Raw genomic sequence first — 22,776 nt, 5'->3', positions numbered from 1 at the left:
ACTTAAGGAAAGTTTCTAAGAATACTTTGTATTTGAACTCAAATCATCCTTATTGTTTTTTTTATATAGTTTATTTCCTCTTGTTTTGTCGAATATGAAAACGATAAACTATTAATCCGATTCCAAGGAGAACCAGGACTCCCAGTCCAATCATAGGATACAAAGGAAGCTTGTTGGTTTCTTTCAGTAGTGTTTCTGTATTGAGCTTGGTATCAATCGTATTAAAGCTATCTCCTGCTTTCTCAATGATATCCTGTTTTAGAGCTTTGAGGGACTTGACAAGGTTTTTATCAGATCTTAGCTGACTATTAGAAAGCTTACTAGCAAAATCAACTAATTGTTTGGTTTGTTCATCCGTTATAGCACCCTCTAATTGATAAGTTTCCAGAATCTTTTTTACCAGCTTTTGGAAATCTTTCTTCTCGAGCTTTTTATCTTGATTGCTTCCTGTTAGAGCTGCGATTTTAAGATCGATGACAGCTACATTGAGCTTATCTTCATGGAAGCCTTTTTTACGGGCACTCTCTTTATAGATCGTTGCAAGCAGGGATAATTCTTCCTGAGCAAATGTTTTGTTTTCATCAGATATGGTGCTACCATTTTGCTCAAGAGAATATGATACCGCTGCAAGAACGCTCAGGCCTGATGCTTCTGTTGGAGACGCAATCGTGATTTCGGCATGTTCTAGCCCAAGAGTGGTCAGTGCATTGCGATGCATATCCGTTGTTACTTCTGTTATATTTTGAGGAGTGACAATGTGCACGCTAATAGGCGCTTTCTTGGCTTGTTTCTGTAGTTTAACGGAGGAATAATGATCTCCGTTCTCATCAATAGTAAAACTAGTATAAGCAGAAGGATTCATGGTTTTCCATTCCTTCTCCTTTTCTTCGTTATACATCAAGAGACTGAGGGTTTGCTCGACTTGAAATTCATCCAATGATGAGCCAATGACATAGTCAGGTTGGCTATATTTTTGATCAATGACTTTCTGAATGGTTGCGTCTGCAAAAACTGCTGAAGAGCTTGCAAGGAGTGCCAACCAGCCAACAATAAAGATTCCAATAAATTTCCTGAATAGTTTCATACCTTCTCCATAACTACTTCTATCATACTAAACCTCTTTCGGACAATAAAAAGGAAGCAGGTTTTATCCCTTTGCCTCCCTTCTAGTCTATCCTTTTTATCTTAAGACTGGCTTACAGCTTCTTTAAAATCAGATGACAGTTTGCTCCATAAAAAACAAGGGATTCTTCCCTTGTTTAGAGCGACTGCTTGTATTAGAACCAGGAAAATAGTTTCATGATGAACTGATTCATTTCAACGAGACGTGAATAATAATAATTTCCTCCATTAACGTAGAGCTCTGAGCCATGTAAAAATGAAATAGGATGGAGATAAAGATAGGTCTTCCCTGTGACATTTCCAAGACTCGGTGCAACCACTTCTTTTGAGTATTTACGGGCTAATTCAAGGCTATTTTTTCCGCCATTTTTTGCTACATATTCAATGTAATCTTGTCCGAAATTATAAGCCTGAACTGCTGTCCAGGGATCAACCTCCTTCTCCTTTGCTTTTCGTAGATTCTCAGAGAGGGTTTGAATTCCTTGGCGGATACTTTCTTTGTTATTGGTGATAGAATTAGTCTGGCCTGTTGCACTTTCACTGGCCTGCATGACATCATCTTCCTTACCCTTGGTCTCTGTATAAATCATAGCAAGGATCAGATCTTCATTCGTACCGGTATCTTCCTCAGCCAGTACTTCACGCACTAAGGTACGATAAGTCATGACTTGTTTGACATCCCGGTGTATCTGATAGCCCTTGTATATGAAAAAGACGAGCAAGAGGCAAAAGAAAATTTTTATTATTCGTTTCATCATTATTTATTCTGAATGTCCTCTATATTCTTGATGAGGATCGAGTAGGTCCCATTTTCATTCTGAATGAACTCTACCGATTCGGCATCTTCGTAAACATGGTTAGGGACCAAAAGCTCAATTCCGTTTGAAAGGGAGAGTTTTTGGTTTTCAAATTTCTTCAATTGGCGGCTGGCATCAATCTCATCGAAGCGAACAGGATCTGGAATAGTCTCTTTCACCTCATCGACAAAGCTGAGTCGAGCCGTTAAGTTGTTATCGAACAAATCATTGGCTAACTTTTCAGGTGACAATTCATTCTCTTCTTCCAGTTGGTTGAAAATTGCTGATTTGACCTTGGATTGGAACTGAAAATCATCTTGTTGGAAATTCTCAGCAATCCGTTGGGCCGTTTTTTCGATTTCTTTGATCGATTTTTTAGGTGAAATCTTGGGTTGCTCCTGGAGGAGATTCTCAGAGAAATAGTTCAAGAAAGCGCCATTGTACTTGATTCGTTTTTCGATCAAATGGTACTTGCGACTTTGAAGATTGATGACCAAGGCTTCATCGGCCCCCGTTCCAAAGCCAGGTAGATTGTTTTGCGTTAGCTTGATTGGGTTATCTACTTCTCCTCCAAGATGGGTCAAGGTTTCCCGTAAGGCGATCCGAAGAAAAGCAAAGTGGTCCACTCCTTCTTTCGAGAATTGGATAAACACCAAATCGTTGGTCTTTTGATTCTCAGAGACGACGAATTCTTCTTTCCAGCGATTGGCTACGGCTACTGAAGTTTCTAGGAGATCATCCGTGATCATCTCAAGGAATGGATTGTCTTCCTCAAAAATGCCGGTCTTGGCCTCATCGGAATAGACTCGCTCAATCTTTTTGCGCAAGTACTCCTCAATTTTTGGGGTGATATTCAGGAATTTGTCTGCTAGATAAAGATCGGTATCATCTGGGCTAAATTGATGAATGATGGCTTTTTTTACGTAAATGTCCATAAGATGGTTTAGTCCTCGTAAAGTGGGAAGGCGTCTGTCAAGGCTTTGACTTGGTTCCGCACTTCTTCTAATACAGCTGGGTTATCTGCGTTTTTCAAGGTTTTGATCATCAGTTCAGCCACTGTACGACTTTCCTCTACTCCAAAACCACGAGCAGTGATGGCTGCTGCCCCAATCCGGATTCCACTGGTCTTGAATGGCGACAAGGTTTCATAAGGAATAGAGTTCTTGTTGAGAGTAATGTTGACTTCATCCAACAAGTTTTGTGCCACTTTCCCATTTTCAACGACTTTCGTCACATCGACAAGGAAAAGGTGGTTCTCAGTTCCGCCTGAAATGACACGGAAATCAGGATCTTGTAAGAAGACATCCGCCATGGCCTGACTGTTTTTAATGACGTTTGCTGCATACTCTTTAAATGCTGGATCCAGTGCTTCCTTGAAGGCTACTGCTTTAGCTGCGATGACATGCTCCAAAGGTCCTCCTTGAATACCAGGGAAGATAGCTGAATTGATCTTCTTGGCCAAGTCTTCATCATTGGTCAAGATCAGGCCTCCACGAGGGCCACGAAGGGTCTTGTGAGTGGTCGTAGTCGTGATATGGGCATAAGGAACTGGACTTGGATGAAGACCTGCCGCTACCAAGCCAGCGATATGGGCCATGTCAACCATGAGCTTGGCTCCTACTGCATCCGCAATCTCACGGAATTTTGAGAAATCAATAATCTGAGAGTAGGCTGATGCACCAGCAACGATGAGTTTTGGCTTCACTTCTTGGGCTTGTTTTAAGATGGCGTCAAAATCCAAAAGTTCTGTCTCAGGATCTACGCTGTAGGACACAAAGTTATATGTTTGCCCTGAGAAGCTTACAGAAGCTCCGTGTGTCAAATGTCCACCAGCAGCCAGATCCATCCCCATAACTGTATCGCCAGGCTCAATCAAGGCCATATAGGCGGCGCAGTTGGCCTGACTTCCTGAATGCGGTTGAACATTAGCGTACTTAGCTCCAAAGATTTCCTTAGCACGTTCGATGGCTAAGCTTTCAACCACATCGACCACATCTGTCCCGCCGTAGTAACGACGACCAGGGTAGCCTTCGGCATATTTATTGGTCAGAATAGATCCTTGAGCTGCCATAACCGCCTTAGAGACGACATTCTCAGAAGCAATCAACTCAATATTGTTTTGTTGACGTTCTTCTTCCTTGGAGATGGCATTCCATAGATCAGCATCATAGGCTTTGTAATCTTCTTTGTCAAAAATCATAGATCTACTCCTTTAAAAAAATTTAATAAAACGTTTTTGTAGCTTATCACAGCTATAATCGACATGCTCGTAAAAAGCATGAGCCTCAGTGCGGTAGTCAGCAGAGTTTAAGCGAATAAAAGCGTATCCTCTTCGTTTGGCTTCTTCTTCTAATCCTTGAAGCAAAATTTTCCCGATGCCTTTCCCTTGCTGATCTGGTAAAACAGCAAGAGCCAGAACATTAAAACCAGGTTCTGAGTAGAGGGATTGGTAAACTTCTGCATGAACATAACCAAGCAGTTGCTGGGTCTCGCTATCTTCAAACCCGATGAAAAAATGGTGGGAATCTTGGATTAATTTAGCTAGCTGCTGGCCTGTTTTCTCAGTAGAAAAAGAGTAGCCTAATGCTTGCTCGTTAATCCGACTTAAAGCTTCCACATCCGTCAATATAAGGTTACGTAACATCTTCTTCCTCCCAGAAAGGAATCTCTGGTACACGCTCAAGGATCTCCGAACGTGTAATAGCACCCTGACGCAAGATTCGGGCTTTAGAACCCGAAAGGTCTAGAATAGTTGAGTCTTGTCCAGTTAGAAAGCTATCGTCTTCAAGTCCTAAAACACCATGGCCAAGTTCCTTAAGAATTTGCTGGCACTGGGTTCCACTAGCTTTCCCTGAGAGATTGGCAGAAGGTCCAATTAAGGGACCTGTTTTACGAATTAATTCTAATGTCTTTGGATGGGCTGGCATCCGAAATCCAACTGTAGCCATTCCAGAATTGATCCAAGCTGGAACCTTTTCATTAGCCTCAAGGATGATGGTTAAAGGGCCGGGTAAGAAACTTGCAATCAATTTGGACAGGTAGGTTGGTTGGTTTTTCGAATAAAATCGAATATCTGCTTCACTGGAAATATTTAGATTCATAGCCTTTTCGCGAGGGCGTTGCTTTAGAGCATATACCTGATCAACTGCTACTTCATCCAGGGCCTTGGCAAAGAGGCCATAGACGGTTTCTGTCGGTAAGACAACTGCGTGACCAGCTTCTAATTCTTTTTCAAATAGATCCATTGTCTACTACTACCATTCTATCTTGTCCAAATTGGTCTTTCAGTACGCAAACTCGTTTGTCGGGAAACGCTTCTTGAAAAAGCTCTTTAACTTTATTTCCTTGCTTATAGCCAATTTCTAGATAGATCTTTCCATCTGGTGTTAAAACACTTGGTGTCTGCTTGGCAATCTTTTCGTAGATGGCATATCCATCACGATCCGCAAAAAGAGCTAAATGGGGTTCAGAGGCTAGTACGTTTGCTCCGACTTCTTCTATATCATCCCGAGAGATATAGGGTGGGTTGGACACAATCAGGTCATAAGGACCTGATAACTGTTCCAAAACATCTGAAGACTTGAAGGAAACATTTGCTTCTAACTGATTAGCATTTTCTTGAGCAAGCTCCAAAGCTTCTTCTGATACATCACTAGCTTGAACCTGCCAGTTAGGTCTAGCGAGGGCTAAACTAATCGCAATGGCCCCACTTCCTGTACCAATATCCAGAACTCGTAAGGCTTCCTCATCGTTTTCCTCCAGTATGAGATCCACCAACTCCTCTGTCTCTGGTCGTGGGATCAGCACGCGCTCGTCAACTGTAAAAACATGGCCACAGAAGTCTGCACTGCCAATAATATACTGGGCAGGCACGTGATGTTTCAGCTGCTCAAAGATGGTTTCAAGCAAGTCCTGGTCCTCTGCTTCCACTTCTTTTTGCAAGGCAAGGACAAAGTCTGTAAAGGTCCAATTTTTTAAAGCCCGATACGCGAAGGAGAGGCTTTCTGCTTCCTCTCCGACGGCTATTAATGCTTCTTCATACTGGGCTAATAATGGTCCTAACAACATTATTTGTTCAACTCTTCTAGTTTTTGAGTTTGATCATACAAGACCAAAGCATCGACCACTTCGTCCAGTTTACCAGATAAGATAGTATCCAATTTTTGAAGGGTCAAGCCAATCCGGTGATCGGTTACACGATTTTGAGGGAAGTTATAAGTTCGGATCCGCTCTGAACGGTCACCAGTCCCGATAGTAGACTTCCGCTCAGCATCTTGCTCGTCTTGGGCAATCTGAGCAAAGTGGTCAGCCACACGCGCACGGATGATCTTCATGGCTTTTTCACGGTTCTTCTGTTGCGTCCGTTCTTCCTGCATCTCTACCTTGATATTGGTCGGCAAGTGGACGATACGAACGGCTGTTGCGACCTTGTTGACGTTCTGTCCACCCGCACCAGATGCGTGGTAGATGTCAATCCGAAGATCTTTTGGATCGATGTCGTACTCAACTTCTTCGATTTCTGGCATGACCAGAACGGTTGCTGTAGAGGTATGGACACGACCTTGGCTTTCAGTCACAGGAACGCGTTGTACCCGGTGGGCACCAGATTCATACTTGAGTTTCGAGTAGACTGATTGACCAGAAACCATGGCCACTACTTCTTTGATCCCGCCAACGCCATTGTAGGAAGCTTCCATGACTTCAAAGCGCCAGCCTTGGCTTTCCGCGTATTTTTGGTACATCTGCAAGAGGTCCCCAGCAAACAACTGAGCTTCGTCTCCTCCTGCTGCCCCACGGATTTCCAAGATAATGTTCTTGTCATCGTTTGGATCTTTTGGAAGAAGTAAAATCTTCAATTTTTCTTCGTACTCTTCTTTTTCAGCCTTAGCATCTTTTAGCTCTTGTTTGGCCATTTCTTCCAAATCTGCATCGCCGCCTGATTCTTTAATCATTTCTTCAGCATCGACGATATTTTGAAGGACTTGCTTGTACTCTCGGTATGCTGTCACCGTATCACGAGTGGAAGCCTCTTCTTTTGAAAGCTCCATAAAGCGTTTGGTATCAGAGACTACATCTGGGTCACTCAATAATTCTCCTAACTCTTCGTATCGGTCTTCTACAGCTTGTAGTTGATCATAGATATTCATGTTTGCTCCTTAAGATTTCTTTTCTTGCTTAATATCTGGATTAAAATAATGCTTGCGGCAAACCGAGATATAGGTCTCGTGTCCACCAATTTGGATCTGCTCTCCATCGTAGACGGGTTTTCCCGCTTGGGTGCGCAAGACCATGGTCGCCTTGCGGGAACAGTATTGGCAGATAGTTTTGATCTCCTCAATCTTGTCCGCTAACAAGAGGAGGTGTTTGGAACCTTCAAAGAGTTCATTTCGGAAATCATTTTTGAGGCCAAAAGCCATCACCGGCACATCCAGTTCATCAACAACCCTAGCCAAGTCATAGACATGGTGACGTTTCAAAAACTGAGCTTCATCGATCAAGACACAATAGGGTTTCTCTTCCAAACTTTGGATATAACCGAAGACATCTGTCTCATCTTCAATGGCCATAGCTTCTCGTTTCATACCGATCCGGCTAGAAACTACTCCAACTCCATCTCGTGTATCGATTGCCGAGGTCATGATGACGACGCTCTTACCTTGCTCTTCATAATTATGGGCCACCTTCAAGATCTCAATGGTTTTCCCAGAGTTCATGGTCCCATATTTATAATATAATTGTGCCATTTTCCTTCTGTTCTCTCTAAAATGTGTTTCATTATATTATAACACGGGCAGTAAATTAGGGCAACTTATAGAGAGGTTCACCATTGGATGATGGACTATGGACGTAGAGTTCTACGGAGCCTTGTTTTTCCTGTTTGCACTAGCAAAAATTGAACTCTGTTGCCACATCATATTTGTTATTTGAGAATAAAAAAAGCGTCTATCATTTCCCTGACAAAATGACAAACGCACGGTGAGAGACCACTTCTCACAAATTAATTATACCATAATAATTGAAGTTATGTAAGTAGGTAGTACTAAATATTGGTAAAAAATTTTTATATGGTTATTAAACTTATACTCGCAACATCTACATAGACTCCTCCTTTTTAGGTGAAATGTGATAAAATAAGGTTAAGATTTATAAAGGAGGTGGCGCAATGCCATTTGTACGTATTGATTTATTTGAAGGGCGCACCTTGGAACAAAAGAAAACTTTGGCCAAGGAAGTAACCGAGGCTGTCGTTCGGAATACAGGTGCACCCCAATCTGCTGTCCATGTCATTATCAATGATATGCCTGAAGGAACCTACTTCCCTCAAGGTGAGATGCGCACTAAATAAGAGAGTGGGACAGAAATCGATAATTCGTTAGAATTCGATTTCGTCGTCCCACCTCCGCACAGTTGAGTAGGGCTGTAAAAGCTGATGAAATCAGCGTAGGAGAGCCCACTCAACCACTGCGTTTTGCTCGATAATCCAAAGACAATTGAGAGGCTAGGACTTTTGTCCCAGCCTCTTTTAGGAAATTTGGTATTTCTTTTGAATCTGCCATAGTCGAAGTTGGTAGCAGATTCCACTCACGACAAGGCTAGAAATGAGGCCAATCCAATAAGCATAGGGACCTAATTTAGTCACATGGTCAAGGAGAATCCCTAGTGGGATAGAGATACACCAATAACTAAAGACTCCTAATAAGAATGGAACGGTTGTATCCTTATAGCCCCGCAAAATCCCTTGTAGGGGGGCCGCAAAGGTATCAGCTACTTGGAAAAAAAGACTATAGGTCATGAAAATAGCTGTTTGTTGCACAAAGACTGGGTCCTTGCCGTATAGCCCTGCTAGTTGGAAGCGGAATGTATAGAGAAAGACGAGGGTGAGAATCGCAAAGCAAAAGGCTGTCAGCCGGCCCAAACGGCAATATTGTTTGACCACTTCTGGTCTTCCTGCTCCCAGTTCGTAAGATACGATAATCGCCATGGTACTGGAGATACTAACCGGAAATGCATACATCAGGGTCGAAAAATTCATGGCCGATTGGTGACTCGCAATGGTTAGTGATGGGAATTTTGCCATTAACAAACCAACCAGCGAGAAGATGATGACTTCTGCAAAAACAATTCCACCAATTGGAAGCCCAAGTCGCAATACTTCTTTCATCCCTTTAAAATCATAAGGCTGTAGCTTCCATAATTGATAAGGAGCTACCTTGGGATGCTTGCATAAGATCAAAATTGCAATAATTAGTAGAACCCAGTAGGCAAGAGAGGTCCCGAGGCCTGCTCCTGCTCCACCCATCTCAGGAACACCAAAGGCTCCATAGATCAGGATATAGTTAAAACAGGCATTCAAAGGCAAGAGCAAGAGCATCAAGTACATGGATAGACGCGTCATCCCTAACGTATCCAGGAAGGTTCGCACGATACTAAAGAGCAACAAGGGTAGGATTCCTAGAGAAAGGAAATATAAGTAGCGAATGGCTATCTGAGCAACAACATTTTCTAAGCCAATCTGCTTGAGTATGATTGGCGCAATCCCCCAGACAAAGCCTATTAAGAGAACAGCCATACCAAATGACATATAAAGAAATTGGTAAAAATCACTAGCAATCCGGTCTTTGTTTCCCTTGCCTAGGTGATGTCCGATAATTGGTGTTAAAGCTGATACAATCCCCGTTAAAAAGGTAAAAAAGGGATTCCAGAGACTTGTGGCAGTCGAGACTCCAGCTAAGTCCAAGGTATTGTATTGTCCCGTCATGGCTGTATCCACAAAACTAGCAGAGTAGTTGGCAAGTTGATAGACCAGGAGGGGGATAAATAGACTGATAAACAAGCGCAAGCGCTCTTTAAAATGATGGGTTAGATACATGGTAGGACTCTCTTCTTATCAAGTTGAAATTTTCTCTTACCACTCTACTATATGTCTCTTTAAATGTCAAAAAAATTAAAAAACTGAAGATCTAACGGATCCTCAGTTTTTTTAGATTATTTTTTATTACGGTTCAAGATGGCGTTCAGAATGATAGCCAAGACACTGGCAACAACAATTCCGTTTGCAAAGAACATTTTAAAGGCACTTGGTAGGCCATTAAAGAGGGTACTGTTGTTCAATCCTACCCCTGCTGCGATTGATACTGCTGCGATGAGGAAATTGTGCTCATTGTGTTCAAAATCAACACGCGCAAGAATCTGCATCCCTTGAATAGAGACAAAACCAAACATGACTAGCATAGCTCCACCAAGTACTGGACTTGGAATGATTTGCGCCAAAGCTCCAAACTTAGGAAGGAGACCAAGAAGAACGAGGAAACCAGCCGCGTAGTAGATTGGAAGACGGGTCTTGATACCAGACAATTTCACCAAGCCGACATTTTGTGAGAATCCAGTGTATGGGAAGGTATTGAAGATACCGCCGAGAAGGACAGCCAATCCTTCAGCACGGTAGCCATTACGAAGGCGCGTGCTATCAATTGGATCTTTTGTAATATCTGAAAGAGCAAGATAGACACCAGTCGATTCGACCATGGAAACAGTTGCGATGATACACATCATGACGATTGAAGTAATTTCAAACTTAGGAGCTCCAAAGAAGAACGGTGTTGGAACGTGAACGACTGGAGCTTGTGCTACAGGTGCGAAGTCCACCAAGCCCATAGAAGCTGCGATGGCTGTCCCAACGATCAACCCAATCAAAATAGAAATGGATTTGATAAAGCCAGTTGTATAGATGTTAACCACCAGAATGATGAGGATGGTAATCACAGCTAAAATCAGACTTTGAACTGTTGGCTCTTCAGCATTGTTCCCCATATTCCCAATCGCTACTGGAATCAATGTCAAACCAATGGTCGTAATGACAGATCCCGTCACAATAGATGGGAAAAGGTTAGCAATTTTAGAGAAGAAACCTGAAACCAGAACCACATAAATCCCGGAAACAATCAAGGCACCAAACATGGCCCCACTACCATGGCTAGCTCCAATCATGCTGAGAGGTGCCACAGACTGGAAGGCAACCCCGAGGACGACTGGAAGACCAATCCCAAAGTATTTGTTTAATTGCAATTGCAGGAAGGTGGCTACCCCACACATAAAGATATCTGTAGAGATGAGATAGGTCAATTGCTGGGCATTATAACCCAAAGCTCCCGCAATCATGATCGGTACTAAAATAGAGCCCGAATACATGGCCAATAGGTGCTGCAAGCCTAGAATGGCTGCCTGTGAATGGTTTTCTTGTTTTTGCATTAGATGTCTGCCTCCTTAAATACAACCTGACCATTTTTAAAACGGTCCAAACGAGCAAGTGAAACAACTGGGTAGCCGAGTTCTTCTAGCAATCCACGGCCATCTTGGAAGGATTTCTCGATGACGATACCGACTGCTTCTACACTGGCACCAGCTTGTTCGATGATCTGGATCAAGCCTTTAGCTGCTTGGCCATTTGCCAGAAAGTCATCGATGATTAATACGCGATCATCTGGTGTTAAAAACTTGCTAGCAATGGAAACCGTACTGGTTACTTGCTTGGTAAAGGAATAGACTTCTGCTGTCAAAATCCCTTCATTCATGGTAATATTCTTGGCTTTTTTGGCAAAGATCATGGGAAGTTCCAAAGCTTCTGCCACATAGAGGGCAGGAGCGATCCCGGAAGCTTCAATGGTCACAATCTTGGTCAGACCAGCATCTTTAAATCGTTCCGCAAAAGCCTTCCCAATTTCTTTCATCAACTGGTAATCCACTTGGTGGGTCAAGAAGGAATCGACCTTGAGGATGTTTTCTCCCAGGATATTTCCGTCTTTTAATATGCGTTCTTCTAAAAATTTCATGTTTTCTCCTAAACAGTTTGGAACAAAAAATAGAGACTTACCAAGTAAGCCTCTACAGAATCCAAGTATCTCTGGATCAATCTAAGACTTACTTATTGTTAGGTGTTCCGGCACCTTGTAGAGACCTTGCGCCAATCCGCAAGATAAATAAGTAATTGTAGTTTTAATGAGAGTCACCATTCCAGATAGAATTCTTTACGATGACATAATCGACATGCTTGAGATCAGCAACCTTGCGTCCTCCAGCATAGGAAATAGAACTTTGCAAGTCTTGCTCCATCTCTGTCAAGGTATCTTGCAGATGGCCTTTGGCTGGTAGGAGGATTTTCTTGCCTTCAACATTTTTATAGGCCCCTTTTTGGTACTCGGAAGCAGATCCATAATACTCCTTAAAGGATTCCCCATCTACTTCAACCGTTTTCCCTGGGCTTTCAATGTGACCTGCAAAGAGAGAGCCAATCATGACCATGCTGGCACCAAAACGAATGGATTTAGCAATATCTCCATGGGTCCGAATGCCACCATCGGCAATAATGGGTTTGCGAGCTGCTTTTGAACACCAACGAAGGGCGGCCAACTGCCAACCACCAGTACCAAAGCCAGTCTTCACTTTTGTGATGCAGACCTTGCCAGGTCCAATTCCAACCTTGGTAGCATCTGCTCCAGCGTTTTCCAATTCACGAACGGCCTCTGGAGTTCCGACATTTCCTGCTATGACAAAGGTATCTGGTAATTCCTTCTTGATATGCTGGATCATTTGGATGACACTATCTGAGTGACCGTGAGCGATGTCGATGGTGATGTATTCAGGTGCATCGTCCTTGAGTTGAGTCACAAAATCGTACTCATAATCTTTCACTCCAACTGAAATGGAAGCAATCAAGCCCTGATCGTGCATCCGTTTGATAAAGGGAATGCGACCAGCTTCGTCAAAGCGGTGCATAATGTAAAAATAGCCCCCTTTAGCCAGTTGTTCGGCCACATCTTCATCCAGGATGGTCTGCATGTTGGCAGGTACGACTGGTAGCTTGAAGGTGTGCTTACCAAACTGAACTGTCGTGTCTGCTTCTGCACGACTTTTGATAATACACTTGTTCGGGATTAGTTGAATATCTTCGTAATCAAAGATTGGAAATTCGTTTAACATACGGATTGAAATCTCGTTTCTAAATTTTAAATCGTGATGGGTCATCACTTCGTCTTCCGACGTTTCCATTCAAGATTATAACAAAGATACGGAGGCGATTCAAATAGAATGCTGATTATATAAATAATGTTCGGAAATTACTAGACTATTGTATAGAACAACTTCTATATATGAGTTATTTATGAACAAATCTGAATCCAAGTGATGATTTCTTTGCTGACAAGCTCAGGAACTGCTGTATAAAAATCGTGGCATAGATCCTTTAAGAGCACCTTCTTGATAGAAGGATCTAAATTTTCAAGTGCTCTAGCTCTCCATTCAGGCTCATCCTCGTATTTAGGACCGATAAACAAGGCCTTGGTATCTATTAGTGGAGCTTGAAAAGATCGGAGCTCTCGTCTGAGTCTCAGCAGGGAAAGAACGGCTTGTGGATCCAAATCCAGTTCATAATGATGTAGTTCAGGATTCCAACGATAACTGGATTGGATGGCCTTTATAGTTGCTGGCGAAGGGTTGTAAGTGTCTCCAAGTTCACTTGCAACAGCTTCCTCTAGAGATGGAAATACCTGTTGCTTCAGATAAGAGAGAGTCTCTTCGATTTCTTGCTCCAGCGATAAGATCTGCTCCATGTCAAGATAGCCACCATCTAGCAAAATCAGGTGGGTAATTTGTGGAACATTGGTTGCTAGGTATCGAGCCAAGTCTCCACCCAGTGAATGGGCAATGATACAAGTCTTTTCATTAGAATCCGCATGTGCTTCAAACCAATCTACTAAATCTTGGGAAGATTCCAGCTTTACCTTATAGGGATCTAGATAGGTGATGGGGTATGGAAAGCAGTGAGCAAATTCGCTTATATGATTTTCGTTACTTCCGAGTCCTCCGATAAAGTAAAACTTCACTCTTTCACCTCTATTTCCTTAATGATTCTGGCTGGATTACCAGCTAGGACTACATTATCCCCGAAGGATTTGGTCACCACTGCTCCTGCTCCAACGACGACATTATCGCCTAAGGTAACGCCTGGAAGGATGATAGCTCCACCACCCGCCCAGAAGTTATCTCCAATCGTTATCGGAGCTCCATATTCTTTTCCTGCATTCCGTTCATGCGGATCTAGGGGATGGAGAGGGGTAAGAAATTGGCAATTGGGACCGATCATGGCGTTATTACCAATCCTGATTGGGCAGACATCCAGCATAGTTAGGTTCCAGTTGGCATAAAAGTTCTCTCCCAAGTGGATATTGACCCCATAGTCACAAGCCAAGAAGGGGTGCAAGGATAGATTTTCTCCAGTAGATCCGAACCAACTTTTTATAAGTTGACTCCGCTTCTCACCGTCTGCTTCTTGGTTAAAGGCAAATTGCTTTGTCCGAGCTTCTTGTGCTAACTTCCTCAATTCTGGATCCATGGGACTGTAAAACTCGCCAGCAATCATCTTTTCATATTCCGTTTTCATAATTATCTCCGTCATATAGTAAAAAACCACTCATAGTGAGTGGGCTTGTTTATCTCTTAATGGTACATCAGGTAGCCATCGAAGAGCTCAAATATTTTTCCTATCGCTCGGAAAACAAGAGCCGCAACAAGGGCAACCAGCAAGAAGTAAGCTACAGCAAAAATCACACTAATGATCATCATGACACACTCCTTTTTAATGTACTTTTTCCACCCTCTATTATACTCCTGGCCAAATTTAGATTCAAGGAAAACGCTATCAAAAGTTGATTTGTTTTCAATTTGTAATTTACAAAAATTTTCAGACGGTTCAATAATAACAAAAAGCAGGATTCATACTTAGATATCGTTTTAACGATCTACTCCTGCTTTTGCTATTATTGAAAATGAAAGAACAAAAGATAGTTCTGTCAGAAAATATCATGAAAGGCAAGCTATTATTCTTCAGTCTTACCAGTCTTTTCTTTGTCCTCTTCTTTTTCAGTAGCACCATTGTTGACGGCTGACTTGAATTCAGAGAACATTTTCCCAAGTGAGTGCCCTAGCTCAGGCAAACGCTTTGGTCCAAAGATTAAGAGGGCTCCCAGGATGATAATAATCAGTCCTGGTGCACCGATATCACGTAAAATTCCCATAATTTATCTCCTTTTTTGTATACGGTTATAGATGATGCGACTGATGCCCAGACTCACTTCATAGAGCAAGATAAGGGGCACGGTCATTGCTAAATCACTGATAAAATCAGCTGGCGTCAGGACGACTGCCAGTACTAGTAAAAGAAAGTAGGCTATTCGACGATAGCGCCTTAACCAGTCTGGCGTTAAGATATGAATCGAGGTCAAAAAGGCTACAAGGACCGGCAATTCAAACAAGACACCCAAAGGTACTGTTGTATGAAAGATGAAGGCCAAGTAGTTCTGTGCCGTTAACTGGATGGTAAACTGGCCTTGTCCCAACTTCAAGAGCACCTCGAGAATAGCTGGACTAACCAGATAATAGCCGAAGAGTAAGCCTAGCAAGAAACAAATCAAACTGGCCGGCACATAGAGCAGAATGGCTCCAGCTTCTCCTTTTCTCAAAGCTGGTTTTACAAATTGCCAGACTTGAAAGAGGGTGAAGGGCAGGGTGATGGTAAAGGCTATTAAGCTCGCCAACTGAAGGTAGATGCTTAAAATGTCATTAGGGCCAAGGACCAAGAGTTTCTCTCGAAATCCAGCCGTCAAAAAGGCATAAAGCTGGTCAGAAAACAAGAGGGCTCCACAAAAGACAACGAAAAAACAAAGGATACAAGCGATGAAGCGTCGTCTAAACTCGCTTAAATGCTCTACAATAGTGAGCTTTCTATCTTCATTTTTCATGCTGCTTCACCGTCACAATCCCGACAATAAGAACGAATAGAACTTGGCAAGCAAGAACTTCCCAGCTCGGATAGATCCCCGCCCAATCAATGGTTGGGAAATCACTCAAGATATGATTGGGTAGCATGTTGGTTAATTGGAGCGCGTGCAGGCTCACCCCTAGCATCTTAAAGGCCAGGGCATAGATCATCCAAGTCAAGATGAAGAAAATCTTATGTGGCTTGACTAGATGGCTCGCCTTGGTCATGAGAATGGCAAGAATGGCTATAACTGCAAGTGCCAAGCCGATCCCTAGGAAGAAATCAAAGGAGCGAATACGAGGGAGGATCCCCACATAGAAAAGGATAGTCTCAGCCCCCTCACGGAAGACAGCTAAGAAACTGAGGGCAAACATAGAAATGAAACTTCCAGTTGCTGTCACAGCCTTCATCTGACTTTCCATGAATTGGTTCCATTTTTTAACGGAGGACTTACGATGTAGCCAAATCCCAATGACAATCATCATGCCTACTGCGATAATCCCTACTGCCCCTTCGATCACCTCACGGTTGGAAGCTGAGGTCACAGCTGGGAATAAGAATTGAAGAGCAACTGCAATGGCTGCACTCGCTAGGATACCTAGGAGAGCCCCTGCATAAACCCATCTCAAGCCTTTGATCAATTTAGCTGACTTGAGAACTGTCACCAAAGCCATGATAATCAAAAGCGCTTCGACTCCCTCGCGTAAGAGAATCAACATAGCGTCAACCGCCGAATAGGATGCGGTGGTATCAATAGCAGACAGATCACTAATCAGAGCTTCCAGTTGCTTTTGATACTTGCTTTCCTTCCCCTTGACCATAATGACAGGACTTTGACTTTCTACCCGCGTATAGAGACTAGGATTGGTCGTGCTGACATCTCCTTCGATCGTTGGCCAAATGGTAATGAACTCCTTCATGACTTGACTAGCTTGGCTAGTGTCATTGGCTTGAAAGAGGCTTAGAGCTTTCTTGAGGAGCTTAATTCCGTCTGAAAGAGTCAGATTGGAGCTTGTCTCCTCAATCTTTTGCCCACTGATAAATTGATCCAGTACATTCTTTAAGTCGTTGTACGAAGATTGGATAGAGTCAAAGTTTGTAGGCTCTGTTTCGATGGCACTTCTCAAGAAGGAAATGGCTGTTTCTACCTTTCCATAATAAGCGGTACTGTGATCTCTGACAACCGCTTCATTCCGGGTCCAGGTATTGTTTAAATCGGCATAAGCCTTTCGTGTCGCTTGGAGATCCTTTGCTGTGATCGCCTCTTGTAGCTTATCAAAGTAAGGCTTCAAACGAGTTTCTAGCTTCTCTTTTTCAGCATCCAGATCGACTGGATTTTGCTCTTTTTCAAAGGCTAGCAAGGAAGTGGAGACAGTCACCAATTGCTTTTCTGTGATCTCACCTTCCAAGTCCAGACTTTTCTGGACTTCTTTTCCTGCCTTGGAATCATGATTGGCTTTCTTAAGAAATTCTTCTTTTATCTCTGCGACAAGAGTGTGAGCTTTTTCTTGATCCTTATCCCGAACTGCTGTCGTTGCATCTGTGATTTTGATAAAGAGATCACTATAAGACTCAGCTTGGACAGGGGTGACGATGAAAAAGAGACAGGCTACTAGGGCGACTAACAATTTATTCAAATAAGTCTTGACCAATGTATCCTCCTTCCTTCACACCTCCGAAACAGGCAAAGAGGCCACTGCCAATATGAGTTACATATTCATTCATCTTATCGTCTGCCCCAAGATTGGTTTGGATTTTTACAAAGCGGTCTGGATCCTTTTGAAAGGCAATAAAAAGCAATCCTGCATCAAACTGCCCCGTTTTCGGATCAATCCCATCAGAGTAAGAATAAGAGCGTCGCAAAATTGGCAGATCCACTTCTTTGGCCAAACGGACATGTGAGTCAACTGGTAAGAGGGAGAGGTCCACTTCGTCAAACTCGTTTTGCTTTCCAAATGGTGCGCCACTTTCTTTATAGCGACCAAAGGTATTTTCTTGCTCCTGCAGGTTGGTCCGGTCCCAGGTCTCTAGGTGCATGATAATCCTGCGGACAGCCATATAAGAGCCGTTTTTCATCCAGTCATTACTATCAGCCCAGACGACCTTGTCGAAATCTTTCTCGGTCGTGACATTGGCAGTTCCGTCTTTGAAACCAAAGAGGTTTCTTGGCGTTTCCATGCGATCCCCAATAGCAGCAAAGCCTGATTGGCTCCACTTCATGGTCACCTTGTTCCGTCCTTTACGGATCAGATTGCGGACAGCATGAAAGGCCACCTGCTCATCATCTGCACATGCTTGGATAACGATATCACCACCCGTATACTGCTCTCTCAACTGTTCCTTAGGAAAAGCTGGCAAATCCCGGAAGAGTTTGGGACGCTTCTTCTCAAGGCCTAGTTTGGTCAAAAAGCTAGCCGAAACACCAAAGGTTAGGGTGAGGCGGTAAGGATTTAGTCCGACTGTTTCCCCAGTATCACTTGGAGGCAAGAGAGCGTTGGATCCATCTTTTTTGACCAGTTCTCCATTGACTAATTTCTGGCTATAATCTGTCCAGTCTTTAAACAACTGAATCAATTCGTTTTTATCTGTCGTCCGGAGATCGAGCACCACAAAATAGATATTCTTCTGCATGGGGGTGGTAATTCCAGCCTGATGCTTGCCGTAAAAGCTAATTTCTTCTTGACCGTCTGCGATATTTTTGGAGCCTTGCTCCTTATTAGCGAAAAAAGCAGAAGCACCGGATAGACCAAGTGCTAAGCCTGCTCCCCCAATACCTGCTTTTTTCAGAAATTCGCGACGATCCATCTTCTTTTCAAAAAATTTTTCGTCTTTTGTCATTGTTATTTACCGTTTAAAATGATTCCCATTTGAGAGAGTGGTTCTCCCAATTTTGTAACTGCTTCTGCTAGTTCTTTGGTATCTTCTTCTGTTAGGTCTGTATATGATTTATAGTTGGAATCATCAGTCATATGTTTGTCTAACAAGTCATTCACCGCCTTGAATTCTGTTTCAAGGGTTTTCACTAGTTTGGCATCCTTCTTCTCAATGAGAGGTTTGAAGAGAGCAAAGATCTTCTCAGCCCCTTCGATATTGGCACGGAAGTCATAGAGATCTGTATGAGAGAAAATTTCTTCTTCCCCAGTGATCTTTTGTGTCGCCACTTCATTCAAGAGGTCAACCGCACCTGTCAACATCAAATCTGGCGTTACTTCTACTGTCGCAATCTTAGCTTTCAACTCTTTGATATCATTTACCAATTGCTCTGCATATTTTTCAGTGCCTTCGGTTGTATTTTGTTCCCAGAGGATGCGTTCGATACGGTGGAAGCCTGACCATCCTTCTTCTGATTTATTTTCATCGACATAGTCAACCAAACGGAAGTCAATCTTGACATCAGACTCCCCAAAGCTTTCAGCAATTGGTTCAGAGCGTTCATAAGACATCCGAATCAAAGGATAGACCTTCTTAGCTTCTTCTAAATCACCACTTTTGAGGACTCTTTGAAATTCCTCTGTATCTTTTAACAACTGATCGATTTGTCCTTGCACAAACTCCTTGTATTCACTTGTCGCCTGGTCCAAGGCTTTTTGGTCCTCTTTAGACAATTTCACTGTCGAAGAGGAACTATTTGTTGTTGTGTTTTTTGAAGATGTATTGGCACAGCCCGCTAATAAAGCGACTGATAAGAGTGTTACTGCAAGTTTTTTCATGAGAATTTCTCCTGGATTCGTTCTTTACGTGGTCTATTATAGCAAAGATTTTCTCATTTTTCAATAATTGTCAGAAAACTTTAATAAAATGAATTAGAGGAGTAATTCTTTCACCCGGCCGATATCTGTCTCTTTTACCACGAGGTAGATGCTATCTCCTAGATAGAGGCGGGTACTACCATGCACCGTACTGTTTTTTCCATTATGCTGATGAGTTGTGATTAGGAGGTCTCTCGGTAGATCTAAATCTCGAACCTGTCGGCCTGCTATTTTCTCTGATACTGGAATTTCGATCAGGGTTAAGACATCTGAACCGCTGGTCACCTCAGGCATCAATTGTTCCAGCATAGCCTCGTAGACAGGGGCCCCTTTTAGCAGATCCATAGTAATGTAAGCTGTCAAAGTCACCAAGCCAATCGGCATCAAGGTTCGTATATCTCCTACCATTTCAGTCACTAGAATCATGGCTGTCAAGGGCGCTTTTGAAATGGCACTGAAATAACCACTCATTCCTAAAATGACAAACAAGGGAAGTTGATTAGAATGTATGAGACCAAACTTTAATAAAACAGCCGCAACCAAGGCTCCTAAAACAGATCCAAGAGCTAGAATCGGAAGAAAGATGCCACCAGGAAGACCACTACCGTAACTAATCATGCTCCAAATAAATCGTATCGCAAAATAGAAGATCAGCATCTGGATACTAAGAGGGACATGCGCTAAGTTCAAAACCAACTGATTTCCACCACCTAATAAGTGAGGGAAATAATAACCGATCGGTAGGATCAAAAGAAAGGCAAAGAGTGGATAGTAAGGAGCAGTCACCTTGAAACAGCTACCAAGCTTTTGATATAGCCGACCAATATTTAAAACAGCAACTTCATAGAAATAACCAGTTAGGCCCAGAAAAATTCCCATGACTAAGAAAATCCAATAGCTGGATAAATCGATATGGGGAATATGGTCTGGCATATTTAATACAGGTGTTTGACCGAAAATATTGAGGGAGACAAAGTTTGCGACCAAACTCGCAGCCAAGGTCGATACCCAGAAGACACGAGAAAAATGATGGTAGACTTCTTCTACTACAAAGAGTAGACCAGCGATCGGAGCGTTAAAGGCTGCTGCCAAACCTGCTGCGGCACCGCTGGCAATCAAGGCTCTTTCTTCTACAGGACTAAGTGCAAGTTTCTTAGCCAGCCCCTTTCCTCCCATGGCGCCAAGTTGGATACTGGGTCCTTCACGCCCCAACATCAGACCACTAGCAATTGCTAAAATCCCTAAAATGTACTTCTGCCAAAGCGTAGCCCACCAGTCTATCTGTAGCAGTCCTTTTAATTCTGCTTCTACTTGAGGAATACCAGATCCTTTAACGTTTTTGTTCTTTTTGATGAGCTGGCTAGCTAGCAAAATAATAAAAAGATACATCGAAAGGATGATGATCCAATTGATCGGACTTCTTCCAAGATCCTTATACAATCCCAGTACAATATGAAAGAGATGCTCAATAAAAAATCGAAAACTCGAGACAATCGCGCCGACTACAAGCCCTACTAAAACACCTCTGCTAACCTGAGACAAAATAGATCTCGAGGTCGATTGAAATTCTCTTTGGATTTGCTGACTTTGTTTCATAAATTCTCTTCAACTCCCAGATTTCTTGCTTTTATTATACTATTTTTCACAGCTCTTGAGTAAGACAACAGCAAAAAAACGCCCAAATGAGCGTTTCTATAGAATGCATTATTTAGCAGTAAGTGCTGCCATAGTAATGTAGTTGTATGGTTTGTTGAAGTGTGGCAAGAAGAATAGATCTGTCAATGCCAATTTTTCAATTGTAACGTGCTCTTGGATTGCCAATGAGAACATGTGGATACCCATTGAGATTGCAGCGTCACGTGATACCATTTGAGCACCAAGGATTTCACGGCTATCTTGATCATAAACGATCTTGATGGCAACTTCATGGTTGTCATGTTTGATAAATTCTGGTTTTTGAAGGTCGTTGAAGCCAGTTTCAACAGCGTTGTAGCCTGCTGCTTTTGCTTTTTCAAGAGTCAAACCAGTTGAAACCATGTGAAGACCATAGATAGAGATACCGTTTGATCCTTGCACACCGATTCCTTCAAGCTCATGTCCACAAGCGTTGTAAGCACCTACGATACCAGTACGTACCGCATTTGATGCAAGAGCAATGTAGCTAGTGTCTTTACGAGCGTTGTCATATACAGTCGCACAGTCACCAACAGCGTATACACCTGGGATTGATGTTTCTTGTTTCTTGTCTACAAGGAAGGCACCGTTGCGGAAGAGTTCGATCTTACCATCAGCAAGAGCTGTGTTTGGACGGAAACCAACAGCAAGAATAACCATATCAACGTCGAATGTTTCTTTGTCAGTTACCAAGCGTTCTACTTTACCGTCACCTTCGATAGCTTTAACAGTTTGACCAAGTGCCAAACGGATGTTGTGTTCTTCCAAGTTTTTAGCCATCATTTGTGTGAAGTCTTTGTCATAGTATCCGTTCAATACTGTGTCAACGATATCAACAAGGACAACTTCTTTTCCAAGACGTTCGAATGCTTCAGCAAGCTCAACACCGATGTAACCACCACCAACAACAGCGATGCGCTCAAGGTGTTTGCTCTTGTCTTCAAGTTTCTTAATAACTTCTTCAGCGTTTTGGTACAATTTAACGAATTGTACGTTTTCAAGAGTCGCTTTGAATTCGCGGTTCCCTTTGGCAATTTCTACACCTTCGATTGGTGGCAAGATTGGTGTTGAACCAGTTGCGAAGATCAATTTGTCATATGATTCTTTGTGTTCTTTACCATCTACTTCTGCAGTTACAACTTTGTTGTCGTAGTCAATTGAAAGAACTGGTGAGTTCATGTAAACTTTAGCGCCTTTAGCTTCTAATTTTTCTTTATCAGAATAGAACAAACCTTCAGGGCCATCGATTTGTTCACCAATCCAAAGAGCCATTCCGCATCCAAGGAATGAGATATTTGAGTTTTGGTCAAAGACAACGATTTCATTTTCGTTTCCAAAATTATCCAACATAGTGTTGATACATGCAGTTCCAGCGTGGTTAGCACCCACAACTACGATTTTACTCATAGAAAAAATCCTACCTTTAATTTTATTTACCATACAATTATAACATGAAAATGATATCGTTTCCAAATTTTTTGCTTACAATTTGTGATATTATTTTCAAATCCATTTGCATAAGTCCTGAAAAATGTCAATAATTTTGCTTGGGGGGATTGTGAAATGGCTTTCTTTTTGATAAACTTGAAGTAGGTGAATATTGGAAAGGTGGTTTACTATT

Annotated in this window: 24 protein-coding genes and 1 riboswitch; of the genes, 1 reads left to right on the top strand and 23 read right to left on the bottom strand. The window is 42.5% G+C overall.

Annotated elements, in window-relative coordinates:
- Positions 1-70 precede the first annotated feature (70 nt).
- The 9 genes from ACOXXR_RS04805 to ACOXXR_RS04765 all read right to left on the bottom strand — a co-directional run bounded on the left by ACOXXR_RS04805 (position 71) and on the right by ACOXXR_RS04765 (position 7,663).
- Complete coding sequence (locus tag ACOXXR_RS04805) at positions 71-1,084, bottom strand: DUF1002 domain-containing protein (protein ID WP_048716020.1); 1,014 nt, start codon at positions 1,082-1,084, stop codon at positions 71-73.
- Positions 1,085-1,277: 193 nt separating this feature from the next.
- On the bottom strand, positions 1,278-1,880 hold the full coding sequence (locus ACOXXR_RS04800) for a lysozyme family protein (RefSeq protein WP_048716022.1): 603 nt from the start codon (positions 1,878-1,880) through the stop codon (positions 1,278-1,280).
- Positions 1,880-2,854, bottom strand: a complete 975-nt coding sequence (locus ACOXXR_RS04795) for a nucleoid-associated protein (protein ID WP_287515606.1) — start codon at positions 2,852-2,854, stop codon at positions 1,880-1,882. The genes ACOXXR_RS04800 and ACOXXR_RS04795 overlap by 1 nt, the downstream gene beginning before the upstream one ends.
- Before the next feature lie 8 nt (positions 2,855-2,862).
- Positions 2,863-4,119, bottom strand: coding sequence for a serine hydroxymethyltransferase (gene glyA / locus ACOXXR_RS04790; protein WP_414279361.1), 1,257 nt, complete (start codon positions 4,117-4,119; stop codon positions 2,863-2,865).
- 12 nt (positions 4,120-4,131) lie between these two features.
- The gene (locus tag ACOXXR_RS04785; RefSeq protein ID WP_129269163.1) at positions 4,132-4,563 is read right to left on the bottom strand and encodes a GNAT family N-acetyltransferase; all 432 of its coding nucleotides are present in this window, start codon (positions 4,561-4,563) and stop codon (positions 4,132-4,134) included.
- A complete protein-coding gene (locus ACOXXR_RS04780; RefSeq protein WP_129269165.1) occupies positions 4,553-5,164 on the bottom strand; it encodes an L-threonylcarbamoyladenylate synthase in 612 nt (203 codons plus the stop codon). Before ACOXXR_RS04780 ends, ACOXXR_RS04785 begins: the two co-directional genes overlap by 11 nt.
- Positions 5,151-5,987 carry a peptide chain release factor N(5)-glutamine methyltransferase gene (prmC, locus tag ACOXXR_RS04775; protein ID WP_129269167.1) on the bottom strand — a complete coding sequence of 279 codons (837 nt, stop codon included), beginning with the start codon at positions 5,985-5,987 and terminating at the stop codon, positions 5,151-5,153. The genes ACOXXR_RS04780 and prmC overlap by 14 nt, the downstream gene beginning before the upstream one ends.
- Positions 5,987-7,066 carry a peptide chain release factor 1 gene (prfA, locus tag ACOXXR_RS04770; RefSeq protein WP_023026823.1) on the bottom strand — a complete coding sequence of 360 codons (1,080 nt, stop codon included), beginning with the start codon at positions 7,064-7,066 and terminating at the stop codon, positions 5,987-5,989. The genes prmC and prfA overlap by 1 nt, the downstream gene beginning before the upstream one ends.
- 9 nt (positions 7,067-7,075) lie before the next feature.
- Positions 7,076-7,663, bottom strand: a complete 588-nt coding sequence (locus tag ACOXXR_RS04765; protein WP_129269169.1) for a thymidine kinase — start codon at positions 7,661-7,663, stop codon at positions 7,076-7,078.
- A 419-nt stretch (positions 7,664-8,082) separates the two neighbouring features.
- On the opposite strand from ACOXXR_RS04765, the gene ACOXXR_RS04760 reads away from it, so the two are divergent.
- Positions 8,083-8,265, top strand: a complete 183-nt coding sequence (locus ACOXXR_RS04760) for a 4-oxalocrotonate tautomerase (protein WP_125417130.1) — start codon at positions 8,083-8,085, stop codon at positions 8,263-8,265.
- Between the two features lie 177 nt (positions 8,266-8,442).
- On the opposite strand, the gene ACOXXR_RS04755 is transcribed toward ACOXXR_RS04760, so the two are convergent.
- The 14 genes from ACOXXR_RS04755 to nox form a co-directional block, all read right to left on the bottom strand.
- A complete protein-coding gene (locus ACOXXR_RS04755) occupies positions 8,443-9,789 on the bottom strand; it encodes an MATE family efflux transporter (protein ID WP_445278169.1) in 1,347 nt (448 codons plus the stop codon).
- A gap of 116 nt (positions 9,790-9,905) precedes the next feature.
- Positions 9,906-11,168 carry a nucleobase:cation symporter-2 family protein gene (locus ACOXXR_RS04750; protein ID WP_048691230.1) on the bottom strand — a complete coding sequence of 421 codons (1,263 nt, stop codon included), beginning with the start codon at positions 11,166-11,168 and terminating at the stop codon, positions 9,906-9,908.
- Positions 11,168-11,749 (bottom strand): xanthine phosphoribosyltransferase, encoded by a 582-nt coding sequence (locus ACOXXR_RS04745; RefSeq protein ID WP_414260546.1) that lies wholly within the window; start codon positions 11,747-11,749, stop codon positions 11,168-11,170. The genes ACOXXR_RS04750 and ACOXXR_RS04745 overlap by 1 nt, the downstream gene beginning before the upstream one ends.
- A 75-nt stretch (positions 11,750-11,824) precedes the next feature.
- Positions 11,825-11,920: riboswitch (purine riboswitch) on the bottom strand.
- Positions 11,913-12,896, bottom strand: coding sequence for a GMP reductase (guaC, locus tag ACOXXR_RS04740; RefSeq protein WP_048716041.1), 984 nt, complete (start codon positions 12,894-12,896; stop codon positions 11,913-11,915). (Overlaps the previous riboswitch by 8 nt.)
- Before the next feature lie 179 nt (positions 12,897-13,075).
- On the bottom strand, positions 13,076-13,798 hold the full coding sequence (locus tag ACOXXR_RS04735; RefSeq protein WP_129822045.1) for an alpha/beta hydrolase: 723 nt from the start codon (positions 13,796-13,798) through the stop codon (positions 13,076-13,078).
- Entirely contained in the window at positions 13,795-14,355 is a 561-nt protein-coding gene (locus tag ACOXXR_RS04730) for a sugar O-acetyltransferase (protein WP_129822044.1), read from the bottom strand. The genes ACOXXR_RS04735 and ACOXXR_RS04730 overlap by 4 nt, the downstream gene beginning before the upstream one ends.
- 56 nt (positions 14,356-14,411) lie before the next feature.
- A complete protein-coding gene (locus tag ACOXXR_RS04725) occupies positions 14,412-14,537 on the bottom strand; it encodes a hypothetical protein (protein WP_023023285.1) in 126 nt (41 codons plus the stop codon).
- 254 nt (positions 14,538-14,791) lie between these two features.
- Positions 14,792-14,989: a twin-arginine translocase TatA/TatE family subunit gene (locus ACOXXR_RS04720; protein ID WP_048716047.1), complete on the bottom strand. Its 198-nt coding sequence runs from the start codon at positions 14,987-14,989 to the stop codon at positions 14,792-14,794.
- Between the two features lie 3 nt (positions 14,990-14,992).
- Positions 14,993-15,712 carry a twin-arginine translocase subunit TatC gene (gene tatC / locus ACOXXR_RS04715; protein WP_445278168.1) on the bottom strand — a complete coding sequence of 240 codons (720 nt, stop codon included), beginning with the start codon at positions 15,710-15,712 and terminating at the stop codon, positions 14,993-14,995.
- Entirely contained in the window at positions 15,702-17,384 is a 1,683-nt protein-coding gene (locus tag ACOXXR_RS04710; protein ID WP_445278167.1) for an FTR1 family iron permease, read from the bottom strand. The genes tatC and ACOXXR_RS04710 overlap by 11 nt, the downstream gene beginning before the upstream one ends.
- The gene (gene efeB / locus ACOXXR_RS04705; protein WP_445278166.1) at positions 17,362-18,570 is read right to left on the bottom strand and encodes an iron uptake transporter deferrochelatase/peroxidase subunit; all 1,209 of its coding nucleotides are present in this window, start codon (positions 18,568-18,570) and stop codon (positions 17,362-17,364) included. Before efeB ends, ACOXXR_RS04710 begins: the two co-directional genes overlap by 23 nt.
- Before the next feature lie 2 nt (positions 18,571-18,572).
- Positions 18,573-19,442, bottom strand: coding sequence for an iron uptake system protein EfeO (efeO, locus tag ACOXXR_RS04700; protein ID WP_023026835.1), 870 nt, complete (start codon positions 19,440-19,442; stop codon positions 18,573-18,575).
- 93 nt (positions 19,443-19,535) lie between these two features.
- Entirely contained in the window at positions 19,536-21,077 is a 1,542-nt protein-coding gene (locus tag ACOXXR_RS04695) for a ClC family H(+)/Cl(-) exchange transporter (RefSeq protein WP_129822040.1), read from the bottom strand.
- Between the two features lie 108 nt (positions 21,078-21,185).
- A complete protein-coding gene (gene nox, locus ACOXXR_RS04690; RefSeq protein WP_154852931.1) occupies positions 21,186-22,562 on the bottom strand; it encodes a H2O-forming NADH oxidase in 1,377 nt (458 codons plus the stop codon).
- Positions 22,563-22,776 lie beyond the last annotated feature (214 nt).

The sequence above is a fragment of the Streptococcus sp. KHUD_013 genome (assembly GCF_052588545.1).
This window is presented reverse-complemented; position numbering and strand designations above follow the sequence as displayed.